At 74.5% G+C, this 16,881-nt stretch carries 16 protein-coding genes; 8 read left to right on the plus strand and 8 right to left on the minus strand.

Translation table 11 applies throughout. The features are described 5' to 3' along the window. Positions 1–72 precede the first annotated feature (72 nt). A complete protein-coding gene (locus ACH495_RS03670) occupies positions 73–462 on the minus strand; it encodes a hypothetical protein (RefSeq protein WP_396856180.1) in 390 nt (129 codons plus the stop codon). A 208-nt stretch (positions 463–670) separates the two neighbouring features. Here ACH495_RS03670 and ACH495_RS03675 point away from each other — a divergent pair, with 208 nt between their 5' ends. Next, on the plus strand, positions 671–1,273 hold the full coding sequence (locus tag ACH495_RS03675) for a lipocalin family protein (protein WP_396856181.1): 603 nt from the start codon (positions 671–673) through the stop codon (positions 1,271–1,273). A 74-nt stretch (positions 1,274–1,347) separates the two neighbouring features. On the opposite strand, the gene ACH495_RS03680 is transcribed toward ACH495_RS03675, so the two are convergent. The 3 genes from ACH495_RS03680 to eccB all read right to left on the minus strand — a co-directional run bounded on the left by ACH495_RS03680 (position 1,348) and on the right by eccB (position 4,560). Further along, a complete protein-coding gene (locus tag ACH495_RS03680) occupies positions 1,348–2,622 on the minus strand; it encodes a WXG100 family type VII secretion target (protein ID WP_396856182.1) in 1,275 nt (424 codons plus the stop codon). Next, complete coding sequence (locus tag ACH495_RS03685) at positions 2,615–2,986, minus strand: hypothetical protein (protein ID WP_396856183.1); 372 nt, start codon at positions 2,984–2,986, stop codon at positions 2,615–2,617. The genes ACH495_RS03680 and ACH495_RS03685 overlap by 8 nt, the downstream gene beginning before the upstream one ends. 104 nt (positions 2,987–3,090) lie before the next feature. Further along, a complete protein-coding gene (gene eccB / locus ACH495_RS03690) occupies positions 3,091–4,560 on the minus strand; it encodes a type VII secretion protein EccB (protein WP_396856184.1) in 1,470 nt (489 codons plus the stop codon). A 139-nt stretch (positions 4,561–4,699) separates the two neighbouring features. Here eccB and ACH495_RS03695 point away from each other — a divergent pair, with 139 nt between their 5' ends. After that, positions 4,700–5,893: a type VII secretion protein EccE gene (locus ACH495_RS03695; protein WP_396856185.1), complete on the plus strand. Its 1,194-nt coding sequence runs from the start codon at positions 4,700–4,702 to the stop codon at positions 5,891–5,893. Here ACH495_RS03695 and eccD read toward each other — a convergent pair. Beyond that, on the minus strand, positions 5,877–7,274 hold the full coding sequence (gene eccD, locus ACH495_RS03700; protein ID WP_396856186.1) for a type VII secretion integral membrane protein EccD: 1,398 nt from the start codon (positions 7,272–7,274) through the stop codon (positions 5,877–5,879). The genes ACH495_RS03695 and eccD overlap by 17 nt on opposite strands. A 155-nt stretch (positions 7,275–7,429) precedes the next feature. On the opposite strand from eccD, the gene eccCa reads away from it, so the two are divergent. Continuing rightward, positions 7,430–11,395, plus strand: a complete 3,966-nt coding sequence (gene eccCa, locus ACH495_RS03705) for a type VII secretion protein EccCa (RefSeq protein WP_396856187.1) — start codon at positions 7,430–7,432, stop codon at positions 11,393–11,395. 54 nt (positions 11,396–11,449) lie between these two features. Here eccCa and ACH495_RS03710 read toward each other — a convergent pair whose 3' ends face one another. Further along, complete coding sequence (locus ACH495_RS03710) at positions 11,450–11,926, minus strand: hypothetical protein (protein WP_396856188.1); 477 nt, start codon at positions 11,924–11,926, stop codon at positions 11,450–11,452. 110 nt (positions 11,927–12,036) lie between these two features. Between ACH495_RS03710 and ACH495_RS03715 the strand changes: the two genes are divergently transcribed. The 4 genes from ACH495_RS03715 to ACH495_RS03730 all read left to right on the plus strand — a co-directional run bounded on the left by ACH495_RS03715 (position 12,037) and on the right by ACH495_RS03730 (position 14,317). After that, entirely contained in the window at positions 12,037–13,209 is a 1,173-nt protein-coding gene (locus tag ACH495_RS03715) for a serine hydrolase domain-containing protein (RefSeq protein WP_396856189.1), read from the plus strand. A gap of 176 nt (positions 13,210–13,385) precedes the next feature. After that, the gene (locus ACH495_RS03720; RefSeq protein ID WP_396856190.1) at positions 13,386–13,685 is read left to right on the plus strand and encodes a hypothetical protein; all 300 of its coding nucleotides are present in this window, start codon (positions 13,386–13,388) and stop codon (positions 13,683–13,685) included. A 16-nt stretch (positions 13,686–13,701) separates the two neighbouring features. Next, a complete protein-coding gene (locus ACH495_RS03725; RefSeq protein ID WP_396856191.1) occupies positions 13,702–14,010 on the plus strand; it encodes a WXG100 family type VII secretion target in 309 nt (102 codons plus the stop codon). A 28-nt stretch (positions 14,011–14,038) separates the two neighbouring features. After that, complete coding sequence (locus ACH495_RS03730; RefSeq protein WP_396856192.1) at positions 14,039–14,317, plus strand: WXG100 family type VII secretion target; 279 nt, start codon at positions 14,039–14,041, stop codon at positions 14,315–14,317. A 73-nt stretch (positions 14,318–14,390) separates the two neighbouring features. Here the strand turns inward: ACH495_RS03730 and mycP are convergent, their stop codons facing one another. Next, complete coding sequence (mycP, locus tag ACH495_RS03735) at positions 14,391–15,629, minus strand: type VII secretion-associated serine protease mycosin (protein ID WP_396856193.1); 1,239 nt, start codon at positions 15,627–15,629, stop codon at positions 14,391–14,393. A 60-nt stretch (positions 15,630–15,689) separates the two neighbouring features. Further along, positions 15,690–16,034, minus strand: coding sequence for a helix-turn-helix transcriptional regulator (locus ACH495_RS03740; RefSeq protein WP_396856194.1), 345 nt, complete (start codon positions 16,032–16,034; stop codon positions 15,690–15,692). 171 nt (positions 16,035–16,205) lie between these two features. Here ACH495_RS03740 and ACH495_RS03745 point away from each other — a divergent pair, with 171 nt between their 5' ends. After that, positions 16,206–16,859, plus strand: coding sequence for a carbonic anhydrase (locus ACH495_RS03745; RefSeq protein WP_396856195.1), 654 nt, complete (start codon positions 16,206–16,208; stop codon positions 16,857–16,859). The last annotated feature ends 22 nt before the right edge of the window (positions 16,860–16,881 follow it).

Consider the following 16,881-nt stretch of genomic DNA (forward strand, 5'->3'; position numbering starts at 1 on the left):
GGGCGCGACGGAATACGCGGGTGGGGCGGCCTTCGGTGGGGCCGCGCCGGGGCGTACCGGAAAGGTGGCCCGTCAGGCGCGCGGAGGCCCGCGGCGGGCGATGGCCGCCCGGCCCGGGTCGGCGGCGACCGTGACCTCGACGGCCGGGGCCGGCGCGGCGAACGCGTCGTCGGCCCGGTCGACGGACGGCCCGGTGGCCGGCTGGGTGACCGCCCACGGGGCGGCGGCCTCGGGGCCGGCAACCGACGTGGTCGACGTGGCGTCGTGGCCGGTGTCGACGGTCGACGGTGCCCGGGTGTCGGTCACCGTGATGCCGGCGGGACGCGTCGCGGTGCCGGCGTCGGCGGGCGTGGCGGCGATGCCCTGGAGGCCGGCGATCAACGCGAGGGTGGTCACGGCCGTGCGGGCGATCCGACGCAGCATCGCCGTCCAGACGGACGAGGCGAACGCTACGGGCAGCACCCCCTCAACCTATCGGTTGATGCCCGCTCGCGCAGCTCGACGATCTTGCCGGTTGGGTGAGCCGCCCCACGGATCGCTGTGGACAGACCTTTTCCTTCGCTCCGGGCACCGGCGCCGGATGCATCGACAGCGATGAGATTAGTGACAGTTTTCGGCAGGTCGGGTGGGGCACACTGCGGCGGACGATCCCCCACCGCGAGGAGAAGCCATGGGCGCACGCCGCACCACTACCGCACTGGTCGCCGCGCTGACCGCCGCCACCGTCCTGGGCGCCACCCCGGCCCACGCCGCGACCACCGCTGTCGACACCGGGCCACTGCGCCCGGTCGCCGACGTCGACGTCGACCGGTACGCCGGCGACTGGTACCAGGTCGCCGCGATCCCGCAGTGGTTCGAGATCCAGTGCTTCAAGAACGTCAAGGCCCGGTACGACGTCCAGCCCGACGGCACCATCGGCGTCCGCAACACCTGCCGGACGATCCTCGGCACCACCAGCACGGTCACCGGGCGGGCCCGCAGCGAGAACCCGCCCGCCGACTCGGCGCTGACCGTCACCTTCGTCCGGCTCGGCGACCGGTGGATCTATCTGGGCGGCCCGAACTACGTGGTGATCGGGCTGGACCCGGACTACCGCTGGGCCGTCGTCGGCGACCCGGACCGCAGCAGCGGCTTCGTGCTGTCCCGCCAGCCCGCGCTGGACGCGGCGCAGCTCGCCGACGTGCAGGCCACGCTCACCGACAACGGCTACGACCTCTGCGACTTCCGTACCACCCGGCAGGACGGCGGTGCCCGGGCCGGCGCGTTCTGCTGACCGGCTTGTGCTGCTGACCGGCCGCGACGGCGTGGCATCCGCCCCCGGGTGCCGCGCCGTCAGCCGTGCCGACGTCAGTTGCCGTCGAGCACCGGCGGCGGGGCGGCCTTGCCGTCCCCCCAGACCATCTCGTCCTCGGTGAGCCAGGTCAGCCGGCCCTCGGACTCGTCGTCGTCGGAACTGCCGCGGGCGCCCAGCACCCCGTTGCGGCCGGCCAGCGCGGGCCGCCCGGTGGCGCCGGCGCGGTTGGCCGACCTGCCCTCCGTGTCGACGACCAGCCCCCGGCCGGAGGTGAGCCGCCCGGTGCCGGCCGCCGAGCGGCTCTCCGCGCCGGGCACGCCACCGAACCGGCCGGCGGAGGCCGCGTTGGAGCTGGTGCCGGCGAGCGCGCCGGTGCTCAGCACGCCCGGACCGCCGAAGAGCCCGCCCCCGCCGGCCGGCACGGTCGGGTTGGCGCCGCCGGGGCCGAAACCCGGGCCGCCGCCGATCGTCGGACCGCCGGTGGCGGTGGTCAGCGGGCCGGCGCCGGCAAGCGAGGTGCCGGTCGGGTCGACAGTGCCACCGGTCGTGACCGAGCCCGGAGCGCCCGCGCCGGGGTGGCCGCCCGGGTGGCCGCCGCCCGGTGCGCCGTCACCCGGCGTGCCGCTGGTCGGGGCCGTGTGGTGCACGCCCGAGGTGGTCGCGGTGCCGTGCGCCCCGGGACCGAAGCTGCCCAGGCTCGGGCCGGACGACGGCGTCTTGACCGACGGGCCGTCGTGCAGCGTCGGGTCCTTCGGAACGTGGTGGCCAGGCAGCTCGCTGCCGGGCGGCTCCGGCGCGACGACCCGGCCGTACGCCGAGAAGTCGTAGCCCTCGGCCAGCTTCGCCACCACCTGCACCATCCGCTGGTGCGCCTTCTCCTGCTCGGCCTCGTCCTGCTGGTGGCCGATGATGCCGCCGATCACCGCGCCCGGGCCGCCGCCGAGCAGGAAGCCCTTGCCGGCGCCGGAGAGCAGCTTGTCGTGGTCGTCGGTCTTCTCCGGGCTCTCCGCCTCGGCCTGGGCGGCCCGCAGGTCACCGGCCATCATGTCGAGCGCCTGCCGGATGCCGGTCATGCCCTCGGCGAGGTTGCCGGAGTAGCCGGCGACCATGGTGAGCCGGCGCTGGAACTCGCGGCTCGCGTCACCGGTCCAGGTCTTCGCCAGCGCGTCCAGGTCGGCGGTGAGGTCGCGGGACAGGTCGTCGAGCGTGCCCTTGAGGGAGGTCCAGCGGGCGCTCAGCCCCTCGATCTGCGCCGGGTCGCCGGCGTTGACGCCCTGGTAGAGCTCCTCGTGGCTGACGTGCTCGTAGCGCCGGGTGTATTCAGACACGGGGATCCTCCTTCGGCTGCTTCATCGCCTCGTTCAGCCCGGTGAGGGCGGCCGCGATGTCGGCGGCCGCGGCGGCGTTGCGGGCCTCGGCGGTCCGGTAGTTCGTCATGATCGTCGCGGTCGCCTCGCGGGCGGCCAGGACCGCCCGGCGCAGCCGGTCGACGTGCTCGACGTAGCTCTGGTGCGTCTCGGCGTAACGACGTGAGTTGTCGGTCGCGTCGGTGAACGTGCCGAGCGCCGGCGGCCGGCACTGCATCTCGGTGTTGAGCGTGCGCAACACCGACTCGGCCTGGTGCAGACGCCGCTCGAGCCGCCTGTGGAAATCCTCCAGGGAGAGCATGTCGACTGTCGTGCGCCCGGTCATGGCGGAATCCCCGTCGTCCTCGTCGAGAGCCGGTGGCCACGCTCAGATTAGTCCAACCGCGCCAACCCGGGTGGCCCCTGACGGCTCCGCTCCACGTCGGCCGGTCAGCCGCCCTGGACCGAGGCCGCCCCGCCGTCGGGCGCGGGTGTCGCGGCGCGCTCCGGCGTCGCCGCCGCATCGAAGTACGTCATGGCGTCCGCGCGGGCCAGGGTCGGCCCGGTCGGCACCAGCGCCAGCAGCGAGGCGGGCACCGGCACCGGGCTCACGTCGCCGTAGCCGAGCGCGCTCCGGGCGTCGCCGGCGGCGGTGCCGAGCGGGTAGCGGACCCCCTGCGCGGTGATCAGGTAGACCGTGGCGCCGGCCGCCGGCTTGCCGCTCTCCCCGGCGGTGGCCTGCACCAACGCGCCCTTGCCGCCGGGCAGCAGCACGCTCTCGGCGGTGCGGACCGCGTCCCGGGCGCCCTGCCGTGTCGGCAACGCGGTCGCCGCGATCAGCTCCGCCGGCGGGGAGTCGAAGACCTCCAGCGTGGTGGCGGGCGGCTGGCCGACCGGGCCCGGCCGGTAGGTGGCACAGAGCACGGTGCGGCCGGGGCGGACCTCGTGCAGCGTGGGCATCCGGGCCGGCAGCCCGTCCGCCTCCAGCCGCTGGTCGGTGTAGAGCCGGCCGGCCTCGTCCGGCGTGATGTCGGTGACCCCGCCGCCGCCACCGAGCAGCAGTCGCGCGGCGACCTCGCCGACCGCCGCCAGGCCCTGCCGGGTGAGCACGTAGAACTGGCCGGCGGCCTGGTAGACCTGGCCGATCCGGGCCGGCCGGTCGGCCACGGTCAGCCCACTCGGGCCGCCGTCCCCGCCGATCGTGGGCTTGCGCAGCGCCGGGCCCACCGGCACCGCGTTGAGCAGTTGCTGGCCGACCGCGAGGTTGGCCGCGCCGGCCATCCGCAACGCCACCAGCGCCTGCTCGTCGCCGGCCACCCGCAGCCGTGAGCCGCCGGTCAGCAGCCAGCGGGCCTCGCTCGTGCGGACCAGGACGGCCCGGTCGGTCAGCGGAGTGCCGCCGGTCAGCGGCCGGTCGATCAGCAGCCGGGTGGTCGAGCGCTGCGGGTCGTTCGGATCCGGTACGTCGCAGACCGACCAGGGGAGCCCGACCAGCGACCCGCGGTCGGGCAGGTCGTCCGGCGCGCCCACGATGCCGACCAGCCGGCCGCGGGGCCGGTCCCGGATCGACGCCTGGGACATGGTGCGCACCTCCGCCGACGCGTCGTCGACGACGAGCCGGGCCGAGGCGTAGTTGAGCGTCGGGTGCAGCACCCGGTCCTCACCGAACCAGTAGGTGGCGCCGGTCTCCCGCTCGATCACCACGGTGTTCGGTTCCAGCGGGGCGGAGTTGCTGGTCAGCTGCCCGTACGCGCCCACGCCGCCGAGGACCACCGCCGCGGCGATGACGCTGCCGAACACCGCCATGCCGAGCCGGCGCATCGGCAGGTCGTTGGTCTCCGGGTCGCCGGAGAGCAGCGCCGACACGATGCGGCGGGTGACGAAGCGGTACGCCTGCACCTGATCGCGGCGGGTCCGCATGACTAACCTCCACGGCCGGGGTGGGTCCCGCGACGATCAGGTCCGAACAGCGCCGCGGGCTTCCCTACGATAAGGGGCCGTCGGGGGTGCGCCGGACCCCGTCCGCGCCCGGCGACGCACCCCGCCGGCAGGTGCCCCGATGTCGGAGAAGGGACGCTCACCGATGACGCAGCTCCAGGCGCCACCCGGTCGTACGGCCACCGCCCCCGCCCCGGCGGACCGGCCGGTCACGCCGGCGGACCGGCGGCGGCGGGGCCGCCTCGGGTCGGTCGTCGTCGGTCAGCTCGTGGTGGTCGAGTGCGCCGCGCTCGCCGTCTGGTTCGCCACCGCCGGCCCGGCCTGGCTGCTGCCCACCGTGGCGCTGCCGGCCGTGGTGGCCGTGGTGGCCGCGTTCGCCCGGCGGGGCGGCCGATGGTGGTACGAGGACCTGATGCTCCGCCGCCGGCTGCGTCGCCGTCGGGGCCGGGCCCGGGGCGCGCTGCCGGGCGGTGACCCCCGGCTGGCCGCGCTCGCCCCCGAGCTGACCGTGGTGGAGCTGACCGAGCGCGGCACCCGGCTCGGCATCGGCCAGGACGACCGGGGCTGGTTCGCCGCGGTGGCGCTGACCGGCCGGCCCGGCGCGCCCGCCGGATCGATCGAGGCGGCGACCGTGGACCGTGCCCTCGCGGTGCTCGCCGACTTCGCCGGCCCGGTCACCCAGACCCAGGTCGTCTCGCACACCCTGGTCTGGTACCCCGCGCCGGGGGCGCCACCGGCCGCCCACCGCACCGTGTGGGTGGCGTTGCGGCTGGCGGTGGGCGACGCCCGGGCCGAGACGGTGAGCCGCGGCGGCGGCCTGCGCGGTGTGCACCGGACGGTGGCGGCCGGGGTGGGCCGGCTCGGCAAGGCGTTGCACGCCGCCGGCCTCGGCCACCGCGTGCTGGGCCGCGACGAACTGCACGCGGCGGTGGTCGCCGGGGCCGGTCTCGACCTGGCGCCGGAGTCCCCCACCGAGACCTGGACCGGCCTGCGCGGGGGCGGCTGGACCCAGCGCTGCCTGGCGCTGCGGGTCCGCCCCAACGGTTCGCTGGGCGCGTTGGTGGACGCGGTCACCGCCACCTCCGCGCCCTCGCACACGGTCGCGGCGGTGGTGCTCCCCGGTGGCCGGCGGGTCCCCCCGCTGCTGCGGGTGGCCGCCATGGACGGGCACGCCGAGGCGCTGGTGAAGGCCGTCCGGGAGATGGCCCGCCGAGCCGGTGTGCCGGCCCGCCCGCTGGACGGCCAGCACGGGCCCGGCGTCTACGCCACCGCGCCTGTGGGCACCGCGATGGGCACCGTCACGGTCGAAGGTTGACGATCCAGCCGTACGCGCCGCAGACCCAGACGGCCAGCGGCACCAGCGCGACGATCAGCAGGATCTCGACGATGTCGAGGATGCGTCCCCAGACCGGGGAGATCCGCTTGCCGGCCACGGTGAGCCCGTAGACCAGGCTGATCACGGCCAGCACGGTCAGCCCGCCGAGGATCAGGCCGAGCCGCACCGGCAGCGAGCCGGCGTCGAAGACCGCCGTGGCGACGAGCCCGAGGCCGAGGGTGCCGGCGACCAGCACCGGGGTGCGCTGGTTGCGGCCGAGGAACGGGCGGGCCCGCAGCAGCGACAGCAGGGCGAGCACCAGGCAGAGCAGGACCGCCGGAAGCCGACCGTCGGTGGCCAGCACCACCTCGCCGCCGAGCACCAGCAGGGCGACGGTCCACAGCAGACCGGTGAGGAACCCGTCGGCCCGCTCGCTGTCGCGCAGCACGGACGGGCCGTCCACCGACTCGGTGTCGGTCTTCAGGTCCTCCGGGCCGGTCGGGATCGACGGCACCGGCAGCCGGGCGAGCCGGTAGGCGAGCATCGGCAGCGCCGGCAGCGCGCCGAACGCCACTGTCGACACCACCGCTGCCGACGCGGCCGCGTCGATGCCGAAGGCCAGGCTGAGGACCGCGCCGAAGCCGACCGCCGCGCCCACGCCGACGGTGCCGAGGAACAGCGGCATCCGGTCCCCGACGGCGAGCGCGGCGAGCGCGCCGAAGAGCACCACGGCGGTGCCGGCGAGCAACACGTGCGGGCTGGCCAGCGCGTCGAGCGGCCGGTCCCCGGCGAGCACCAGCAGGCCGCCGACCCCCGCGTAACCGACCCCGACCAGGGCCAGCACCGCGCCGGTGCGGCTGTCGCCGGCCGCCCGGGACAGCACCGCGGCGCCGACCAGCAGGGCGACCGCGACCACCAGGGCGGCCACCGCGCCGGGCAGGTGCGGCGGCCCGGCGAACAGCGCCGCGACCGCGCCGGCGGCCAGCGCCGAGGAGGCGAGGAGCACCGCGTACGCCCGGGTGGTGCCCACCTGCCAGGCGCCGGCGCGTTGCGTGGTGGAGGTGGCGACGGCGTCCACCACGTCGTCGAAGACGATCTCGGGCGCGGTGGCGGCCCGCGGGTTGAAGTAGAGCACCTCACCGTCACGGACGCCGAGCTGCGCGGCGGTGCGCCCGCCGTCGAGCGGCTGCCCGCCGAGCCGGGACAGGCTCCACCCGCCGTGCCGCACCCCCTCGTCGGCGAGCTCCTCGCCGGCGTAGCGCAGCAGCGTGGGCAGCAAATCGGCCAGGGGCACGTCGGACGGCAGGGCCAGGTCCATCCGGGTCCGTGGCGCCACGATGGTGATCCGGCTCAGCCCGCCGGTCGCCGCCTTCGTCGCCACAGTGGCCTCCTCGTGCTCGCCTACGATCCGCCCCGGCCGTCGACGTCGCCCCACGGGTCCACGACGCCCCCGGGAGATTACCTACGATGGCGGTCGCACAGGTCGCCCACCCGACGCTCGCCGGCGGTGGCGGACCTCTGGGTGAGGGGAGAGCCGTGAGTACGGTGGTGTTCCGCCGGCCACCGCGTCAACCGGGGCCGGCGATGCCGCGCGGTGAGGTGCTGCTGGAGTCCCCGCCCGAGCTGCCCGAGCCGCAGGCCAAGGGCATGGGGCAGGTGCTGATGATCCTGCCGATGCTCTGCGGCGTCGGCGCGATGGCCTTCCTCTACGCCGGCCGTGGTGGCGGCATGATGACGTACGTGGCCGGCGGCCTGTTCGGCGTGTCCATGCTGGGCATGGCGGTCGGCACGCTCGGCAACGGCGGCAACGACAAGGCCGAGCTGAACGCCCAGCGGCGCGACTACATGCGCTACCTGGCGCAGATGCGCAAGCGCACCCGGCGGGCGGCCGAGCAGCAGCGCGCCGCGATGACCTGGCGGCACCCGGAGCCGGACGCGCTCTGGTCGATCGCCGCCTCGCGCCGGCGGTGGGAGCGGCGACCCACCGAGGACGACTTCGGCGAGGTACGCATCGCGCTCGGCCCGCAGCGGCTGGCGGTGGAGATCGTGCCGCCGGAGACCAAGCCGGTGGAGGACCTGGAACCGATGAGCGCGATCGCGCTGCGCCGGTTCGTCCGCGCCCACTCCAGCGTGCCGGACCTGCCCACCGCGCTGTCGCTGCGCGCGTTCAGCCGGGTCGCGGTGCGCGGCGACCGGGAGCCGGTGCTCGACCTGGCGCGGGCCGCGCTGGGCCAGCTGGTGACGTTCCACGCCCCGGAGGACCTGCTGGTGGTCGTGGTGGCCGCGTCGGACCGGCAGCCGGACTGGGACTGGGTCAAGTGGTTGCCGCACGCCCAGCACCCGGTGCGTACGGACGCGGCGGGCGCGCGCCGGCTGGTCTTCGCCGCCCTGGCCGAGGCGGAGTCGGCGCTCGCCCACGAGCTGGGTGGTCGTCCCCGGTTCGCCCCGGAGGCGAAGCCGCTCACCACCGCGCCGCACGTGGTGGTCGTGCTCGACGGCGGCGAGGTCTCGGCGACCTGTGCGCTGACCGGGCCGGGGCTGCTCGGCACCACAGTGGTGGACCTGTCCGGCACGGTGCCTCGGGACGCCGGTCGCTGGCTGCTCGGCCTGGACGTCGGCGACGGCACCGGGCTCGGGCTGATCGGCGCCGCCACCGCACCCCGGCTCGGCCGGCCGGACCGGTTGACCCGGCCGGCGGCCGAGGGGCTGGCCCGGCAGATCGCCCCGTTCCGGCTCTCCCAGCAGCAGGGCGCCAGCACCGACGAGCCGCTGGCCCGCAGCATGGAGTTGCCCGACCTGCTCGGCGTCGGCGACGCGGCCACCGTGGACACCGCGCAGACCTGGCGTCCCCGCAGCCACCGGGACCGGCTGCGCATCCCGCTCGGCCTGGGGCCGGACGGCAACGTGGTCGAGTTGGACTTCAAGGAGTCCGCGCACGAGGGCATGGGCCCGCACGGCCTGGTCATCGGCGCGACCGGCTCCGGCAAGAGCGAGCTGCTGCGGACCGTGGTCGGCGCGCTGGCCGTGACGCACTCCTCGGCGGAGCTCAACTTCGTCCTGGTCGACTTCAAGGGTGGCGCCACCTTCGCCTCGCTGGACGCGTTGCCGCACACCAGCGCCGTGATCACCAACCTGTCGGACGAGCTGCCACTGGTCGACCGCATGCGCGACGCGCTGGCCGGCGAGATGAACCGGCGGCAGGAGGTCCTGCGGGCGGCCGGCAACTACGTCTCCCGCTACGACTACGAGAAGGCGCGGGCGGCCGGCGAGCCGCTGGAGCCGATGCCCAGCCTGCTCATCATCTGCGACGAGTTCTCCGAGCTGCTGGCCGCCAAGCCGGACTTCATCGACCTGTTCGTGATGATCGGCCGCCTCGGCCGGTCGCTCGGCGTGCACCTGCTGCTCGCCTCGCAGCGGCTGGAGGAGGGCAAGCTGCGCGGGCTGGACACCCACCTGTCGTACCGGATCGGCCTGCGGACGTTCTCGGCGGTGGAGAGCCGCATCGTGCTGGGCGTGCCGGACGCGTACGAGCTGCCGAGCGCGCCCGGCCACGGCTACCTGAAGACCGACACGGCCACCATGCTGCGGTTCCGCGCGGCCTACGTGTCCGGCCCGTACCGGGCGCCGGGGCAGGTGGAGCGCTCCACCCGGGCGCAGGTGCAGCGCCGGGTCGTGCCGTACGGCGTCGACCACGTGCCGGCGCCGGCGCTGCCGACCGCGGCGGAGATCGCGCCGGAGCCCGAGCAGTCCGGCGACGGCCGGGCGGTGGCCATGTTGGACGTGCTGATCGACCGGCTCCGGGGTCGGGGACGCCCCGCGCACCAGGTCTGGTTGCCGCCGCTGGCCGAGCCGTCCGGGCTGGCCGAGCTGCTGCCGGCGTTGAGCGTGCACCCGACGTTCGGCCTGACCACCGCCGAGTGGCCGGGCCGGGGCCGGTTGGCCGTCCCGGTGGGCATCGTGGACCGGCCCTACGAACAGCGCCGCGACCCGATGATGGTGGATCTCGCCGGGGCCGGTGGCAACGTGGTGATCGTGGGCGCCTCGCTCAGCGGCAAGAGCACCATGCTGCGTTCGCTGCTGGCCTCCCTGGCGCTCACCCACACGCCGCGCGAGGTGCAGTTCTTCTGCCTCGACTTCGGCGGCGGCGCGTTGCGCAGCCTGGACGGGCTGCCGCACGTCTCGGGCGTCGCCGGGCGGCGCGACGTCGAGGCGGTCCGCCGGACGGTGGCCGAGGTGGTCGCCGTGCTCGACGAGCGGGAGAGCCGGTTCACCCAGCACGGCATCGACTCGGTGGCGAGTTACCGCCGGCGGCGGGCCGCCGGGGAGTTCGCCGACGACCCGTTCGGGGACGTGTTCCTCGTCGTGGACGGCTGGAACACGCTGCGCCAGGAGTACGAGGAGCTGGAGCAGACCGTCACCAACCTGGCCAACCGGGGGCTGGGCTTCGGCGTGCACGTGGTGGTCACGGCGGTGCGCTGGGCGGAGATCCGGATCAACCTGCGGGACCTGCTCGGCACCAAGCTGGAGCTGCGGCTCGGTGACCCGGCCGAGTCGGAGATCGACCGGCGGGCCGCGCAGAACGTGCCGGTGGGCGCGCCGGGCCGCGGCCTGACCCGCGACAAGCTGCACTTCCTGACCGCGGTCTCGCGGATCGACGGCAGGCGTGACATCGAGGACCTGACCGAGGCGTCGGTGGCGCTGGCCGGGCACGTGGCGGCGAACTGGCCGGGCCGGCCGGCGCCGAAGGTGCGGCTGCTGCCGCGCCGGCTCACGGTCGGCGAGTTGGCCACGGTGGTCGATCGGGCCGTCCCGGGCATCCCGATCGGGGTGAACGAGTCGGCGCTGGCCCCGGTCCACCTGGACCTGGCGGGCGAGCCGCACCTGACCGTGTTCGGCGACGCCGAGTGCGGCAAGACGAACCTGCTGCGGCTGATCGCCCGGGGGATCGCCGAGCGGTACACGCCGGCGCAGGCGCGGCTGGTCATCGCCGACTACCGGCGCGGCCTGCTGGGCGCGGTCGAGGGCGACCACCTGCTCGACTACGCGCCGTCGAACCAGGTGTTCAGTCAGGGTCTCGGCTCGATCCGCAGCGCCCTGCAGAACCGGCTGCCGGGTCCGGACGTGACCACCGCGCAGCTCCGTGACCGGAGCTGGTGGCGGGGGCCGGAGCTGTACATCCTGGTGGACGACTACGACCTGGTCGCCTCCGGCGGGAGCAATCCGCTCAGCGCGCTGCACGAGCTGCTGCCCCAGGCGCGGGACATCGGCCTGCACCTGATCGTGACGCGACGGGTGGGTGGTGTGGCCCGGGCCCTCTACGAGCCGGTGCTGCAACGCCTGCGTGAGCTGGATTCGCCGGGCCTGCTGATGTCCGGCAGCCGGGAGGAGGGCGCGGTCTTCGGCAACCTGCGACCGAGTCCGCAGCCGCCGGGCCGGGGCACCCTGGTCCGCCGCCGCGACGGTCAGCAGTTGATCCAGACCGCCTGGACGGAGCCGGCCTGACCGGACGCGCTGGCACGCAGGCTGACGGGGTCGACTGGGGCGTCGCCGAGGACCTCAGGCAGGTGGCTTGGCCGGTGCGACGTTGCGGAACCGCTCATGCGCCGACTGCCGGCTGATGCCGAGCGCCTTGCCGATCTCAGCCCAGGAGAGCCCGGCCTCCCGGGCCGCCGTCACGGCCCGTTCGGTCAGCGGCCGTTGCCAGCGTTCCACCTCGGCCAGGACGCCGAGCGCCTGCAACGGCCAGGTCGTGGCGAGCTCGGCGACGTTGTCCCGGAGAGTGTCGGAGCGGCCCAGCAGCCAGCCGGGCGCGGTGGCGGCCAGGATCGGCCTGATGTGTCCACCCCACTCGGAGGTGGCCATCCAGCGCCCCTCGTCGGCGGCCGGATAGTCGCTGGTTCCGATCCAACCGCAACGACACCGGGCCCGGTATCCGACGGTGTCGGCCGGGGCTGCGGCGTCGGTACTCAGCGTCCCGTCGGGCAACCGGAACCCGATGAGGTCCGCATGCCCCGGAACCATTTCCTCCGCCATCCCGCAAGCATATGTTCGTCAGGGTTCCCTGACTTACAGTGTCAGGATATCCTGACGCCCATGCCTGGACTGGTCGTCGTCCGCGCCCGACGCTCCAAGAGGAGAAGCACATGTCCCTGGTCAGTGGCACCGTCGCGACGGGTTACGAGCCGGTTCGGGAGGCGTTCCTGGCGAACTTCGAAACGCGGTCCGAGATCGGCGCGGCCCTCAGCGTCTACCGGCACGGCCGGGAGGTGGTTCGGCTCTGGGGCGGAGTCGCCGATCCCACCACCGGTCGCGCCTGGAGGGAAGACACCCTCCAGGTGGTCCACTCGGCCACCAAGAGCGTGCCCGCCGCCTGCGCGCACCTGCTCGCCCAGCGCGGGCAACTCGACCTGGACGCACCCGTCGCCGACTACTGGCCGGAATTCGCGGCGGCAGGTAAGGGCAACATCCCGGTCCGCTGGCTCCTGTCCCACCAGGCGGGGCTGCCGGTGCTCGACCGTCCGGTGCCGCGGGAGCCGGCGTTGACCTGGGAACCGGTCATCGCCGCGCTGGCCGCACAGGCACCGGCCTGGCAGCCGGGTACCGCGCACGGCTACCACGGGCTCACCTACGGCTGGCTGGTCGGCGAGGTGGTACGTCGCGTCTCCGGCCGCAGCCTGGGCACGTACTTCGCCGACGAGATCGGAAAACCACTCGGCCTGGACTTCTGGATCGGCCTACCCGCCACCGAGGCGCACCGGGTCGCCCGGACCGTGGAGCAGCCGACCACCCCACCCGCCGCCGAGGCGGTGCCGGAAGCGCTACGGAAGGCGCTCGCCGCGTACACCGATCCGACATCGCTGGTGGTCCGGTCGGTGATGGTGACCGACCCGCCGCTCGACCTCACCGATCCACGTGCCTGGACGGCGGAGATCCCCGCGGTCAACGGCATCTGCACCGCCGCCTCACTGGCCCGCTTCTACGCCGGGCTGATCGGCGAGGTCGACGGCGTCCGGATCCTCGACGCGGCTACCCTCACCGCCGCCACCCGTGAGCAGGCCAGCGGAATCGACCGCGTGCTGATGGTGCCGACCCGGCCGGCGCTCGGTTTCGGCCTGCCGCTGCCGGAACAGCCGTGGTGGTCACCCACCGCCTTCGGCTTCCCCGGCCACGGCGGCTCGCTCGGCTACGCCGATCCGGCCAGCGGCGTCGCCTTCGGGTACGTGATGAACGGACTCCGCATCACGATGGCCCCAGACCCCCGGACGGCCACCATGATCGAGGCAATCGGCGGCGTCGTGTCCCACCAACCGGCCTGAGCCCTGCCGACAGCATCCTCATCGGACCCGGCGTGACAGAGATCCGCCGGGTCCGTCTGCCGCGGCTCGTCAAACTCATCCCCTACGGTCCCGACATGCGCCGCCACGTAGGCCAATTCGGGCACAAGTCCGACCCGGCCCGTGGCCTGCGGCGCTGAGCGGGAGGGCGGCCGACGATGGCGAACACGGTGGACGTCGACGCGATCCTGGTGGTGGTCGAGGGCGCCCTCGGGAAGCCGCTGCTGTGGTTGGTGGCGGCGCTGCTGGTCGCGGTGCTGGTCTTCGGCGTGACGATGCTGGTCAGGACGCGCGGCGACCACCCGCACCGTCCACTTCGTAGGGTGCGCCCCGGATCCCGTTGGCAGGGCTGCGCAGGTTGGATGTCGTCCGCTACGGTTCGGATGATGTGTCCGTCGGTGGGGTGTGTTCGCCTTGCCGCGGGGGAGGGGCGCGGCGGATCCGCCGCCACAAGATGACGGAAGGGTGTGAAGCATGGCGTTCGAGGTCAGTGCAGCGAGCCTGCACACCGCCGCGAGTGACGTGCGGTCCACGCGCAGCGATGTCGACGGTGAGCTCAAGAAGCTGTGGAACGTGGTCGACGACCTGGCCATGGCCTGGAAGGGCCAGGCTTCCACGGGCTTCCAGAGCCTGATGACCCGCTGGACCGAGGACACGAACAAGCTGCTCACCGCGATGGACAACATCGCGGACCTGCTGGACAAGTCCGGCACGACGCACCAGGTCAACGACGAAGATCAGCAGCAGATGCTGGACAAGTTCCACGCTGCGCTCAACCCGTGATCCGCGAAGACAGGCAGAGGAGGAATCGATGAGCATCAAGGTTGACTACGCTGTCCTCGAGAGCAGCAACCAGCAGATGCAGGCCATCTCGCGGACCATCGACGAGAAGCTGGACACGCTGCGGGCCATGCTGACCAAGCTCGAGTGGGAGGGCCAGGACCGGGTGGCCTACCAGCAGCACCAGGCCCAGTGGGACGCCGCCGTGCGGGACATCAACAAGGTCCTCAACGAGATCGGCGGCGCGGTGGGCATCGCGCGCGAGAACTACATGACCACGGAGATGAGCAACTCCAAGGTCTGGGGCTGACCCCTCGACCGGTCCACCGCGGCTCCGCTCCGGCTCCCGTCGGGCGGAGCCGTGCTGTGTTCCGGGTCTCCGGTCAGGCGTCCCGGGGGATGTCGCGCCGGCCGGGACGCCATCCGCGCCGCCGGCCGCGTGCCAGGATCGGGCGCACCGTCAGCAGCACGCCGGCCAGCAGCGCGCCGACCACGGCGACCCAGACCGCCACGATGCGTTGCCGAGCCAGCGGGTCGGCGTGCGGGGCGGGCGGGGGCATCGCGCCCAGCGGCGGGTCGTTCCGGGTGCCCAGCAGGCTGGTCACCGCCCGGTAGGGATTGACCATCCCGTAGCCGACCTGCGGGTTGTGCCCGTCGGGCGGGTTGTCCGCGGTGCGGGTCAGCCGGTAGGCCACCTCGTCGGGGCTGATGTCCGGGTACGCGGCGCGGACCAGCGCCGCCGCCCCGGAGACGTACGCGGTGGCGAAACTCGTCCCGCCCTGCGGCTCGGCCCGGTAGCCCGGACCCTGTGGCGCGGGGCCGACGATGTTCAGGCCGGGGCCGGCGAGGTCCACGTAGTCCGCGCTGACCGAGCTGCCGACGTGCCCGCCCTGCTCGTCGATGCCGGCGACGGCGATGACCCCGGGGTACGCCGCCGGGTAGGCCGGCCGGTCCTCCCGGTTCTCCTGCCGGTTGCCGGCGGAGGCGACCACCACCACGCCCTTGCCGAGGGCGTAGGCGACCGCCGACCGCAACGCCGGGTCGTCGAGCGTGACCAGGGACAGGTTGATCACGTCGGCGTCGTGGTCGACCGCCCAGCGGATCGCCCGGCCGATCTCACCCGGCACGTCCGGGTCGAAGTTCTCCTTGTTCTCCGCCAGCACCCGCAGCGGCAGGATCCGGGCCTCCGGCGCGATGCCGGTGTAGGGCGAGCCGCTGCCCTCCCGGCCGGCGATGATGCCGGCCACCATGGTGCCGTGCCCGACCAGGTCGCACTGCCCGCGCAGGTGGACGAGCTGGTTGAAGTCCTCGCCGGGCAGCACCCGGCCGCGCAGCAGCGGGTGGCTCGGTGAGACGCCGGAGTCGACGACCGCGACCGTGACGCCCTGCCCCTTGCCGACCCGCCAGGCGGCGGCCGGATCGAGCCGGCTCAGCGCCCAGGGCACCTCGGTGGGGGCCGGCCCGCCGGTGGGCCCGCACTTCGGCGCGGCCACCGCGGGTGCGGGGACCGCCAGCGCGCCGCCGACGAGGGCGGCCACCGCCGCTCCGGCCAGGACGGACCCGATCCGATGTCCGGTACGGAGGCGCCCCGTCGTCCGGTCCGGCCGCAAGCTGTCGCGCACGCGGTGAGATTACCGTCGCGACCGGACGCGTGCGGGGCGTGGGCGTGCGCCCGGCCGCGGTCACCGCTCGGTGGTGGCGTCCATGGCCGACTGGTCGGCGGCGAAGAGGTCGAGCAGCGCCCCGACCTGCTGGTCGGCCTCGGCGGGGTGCCGGAAGCGGCCGTTCGGGTTGATCGTGTACTCGTTGCGCCGGCCCACCCGGGTGCGGTGGAGGTAACCACCGGCCTCCAGGTCGGCGACGATCGCCTGGGCCGCCCGCTCGGTGACGCCCACCTCGTCCGCCACGTCCCGCAGCCGCGCGGTGGGGTTGCGCGCGATGGCCAGCAGCACGTGCCCGTGGTTGGTGAGGAAGGTCCAGTGCCGGCGGCTCCCGTCCTCACCTGGTGTGGTCGCCATGGTGGCCATCGTATGGCGTTCGGGGCAGTTGGTCGGAACCGGAGCGCGGCGCGGCCGTGACGCCTGAAATGCGTATCACGAAATCTTGACGTGCCTTCGGTCCCGTGTGACGGTGGGTCGCGAGGCCGACACCGCCGCCGGCCGGCCCGGTCGTTCCGCCCGAGGACGAGGTGAGCTGCGATGACCCCGAGTACCCCCGATGAGGCACTCGCCGAACTGCGGGCCGGTAACCACCGGTTCGTCACCGGCGTGCCGCAGCACCCGAACCAGGACGCCGGGCACCGGGCCGCGGTCGCCGAGGGCCAGCACCCGTTCGCGGTGATCGTCGGCTGCTCCGACTCCCGGCTCGCCGCGGAGATCATCTTCGACCGCGGTCTCGGCGACCTCTTCGTGGTGCGTACCGCCGGGCACACCGCCGGCCCCGAGGTGCTCGGCAGCGTCGAGTACGCGGTGACCGTGCTCGGCACGCCGCTCGTGGTGGTGCTCGGTCACGACTCGTGCGGCGCGGTCCAGGCGGCCCGGGAAGCGGTCCGCACCGGCTCCGCGCCGGCCGGGCACCTGGGCGCGGTGGTGGACGCCGTCTCGCCCAGCCTGCTCCGGGCCGCCCGGCAGGAGGTCGCGGACCTCGACGGCATCATCGACGTCCACATCGCGCAGACCGTGGAGACGCTGCTGGCCCGCTCGACGGTGCTGGCCGAGCGGGTGGCCGGGGGAGCGTGCGCGGTGGTCGGCATGTCCTACCGGCTCAGCGGCGGCGAGGTGCGGACGGTGGCGCAGTCGCCGGCCCCGCTGCCCGCGCCGGCCGCACCGGCGGACCCGGCGCTCGCCGGCTGACCGCACGCCGGACACCCGAAAA

It is taken from the genome of Micromonospora sp. NPDC018662, from assembly GCF_044391475.1.
In the GTDB taxonomy this organism is placed as follows: Bacteria; Actinomycetota; Actinomycetes; order Mycobacteriales; family Micromonosporaceae; genus Micromonospora.

Coding starts and splice junctions, on each gene's coding strand:
- ACH495_RS03710 (WP_396856188.1), bottom strand. CDS start 11,926: ATGGCGGAGGAAATGGTTCCGGGGCATGCGGACCTCATCGGGTTCCGG.
- ACH495_RS03745 (WP_396856195.1), top strand. CDS start 16,206: ATGACCCCGAGTACCCCCGATGAGGCACTCGCCGAACTGCGGGCCGGT.
- ACH495_RS03725 (WP_396856191.1), top strand. CDS start 13,702: ATGGCGTTCGAGGTCAGTGCAGCGAGCCTGCACACCGCCGCGAGTGAC.
- ACH495_RS03685 (WP_396856183.1), bottom strand. CDS start 2,986: ATGACCGGGCGCACGACAGTCGACATGCTCTCCCTGGAGGATTTCCAC.
- ACH495_RS03740 (WP_396856194.1), bottom strand. CDS start 16,034: ATGGCCACCATGGCGACCACACCAGGTGAGGACGGGAGCCGCCGGCAC.
- ACH495_RS03730 (WP_396856192.1), top strand. CDS start 14,039: ATGAGCATCAAGGTTGACTACGCTGTCCTCGAGAGCAGCAACCAGCAG.
- ACH495_RS03695 (WP_396856185.1), top strand. CDS start 4,700: ATGTCGGAGAAGGGACGCTCACCGATGACGCAGCTCCAGGCGCCACCC.
- ACH495_RS03720 (WP_396856190.1), top strand. CDS start 13,386: ATGGCGAACACGGTGGACGTCGACGCGATCCTGGTGGTGGTCGAGGGC.
- ACH495_RS03675 (WP_396856181.1), top strand. CDS start 671: ATGGGCGCACGCCGCACCACTACCGCACTGGTCGCCGCGCTGACCGCC.
- ACH495_RS03715 (WP_396856189.1), top strand. CDS start 12,037: ATGTCCCTGGTCAGTGGCACCGTCGCGACGGGTTACGAGCCGGTTCGG.
- eccB (WP_396856184.1), bottom strand. CDS start 4,560: ATGCGGACCCGCCGCGATCAGGTGCAGGCGTACCGCTTCGTCACCCGC.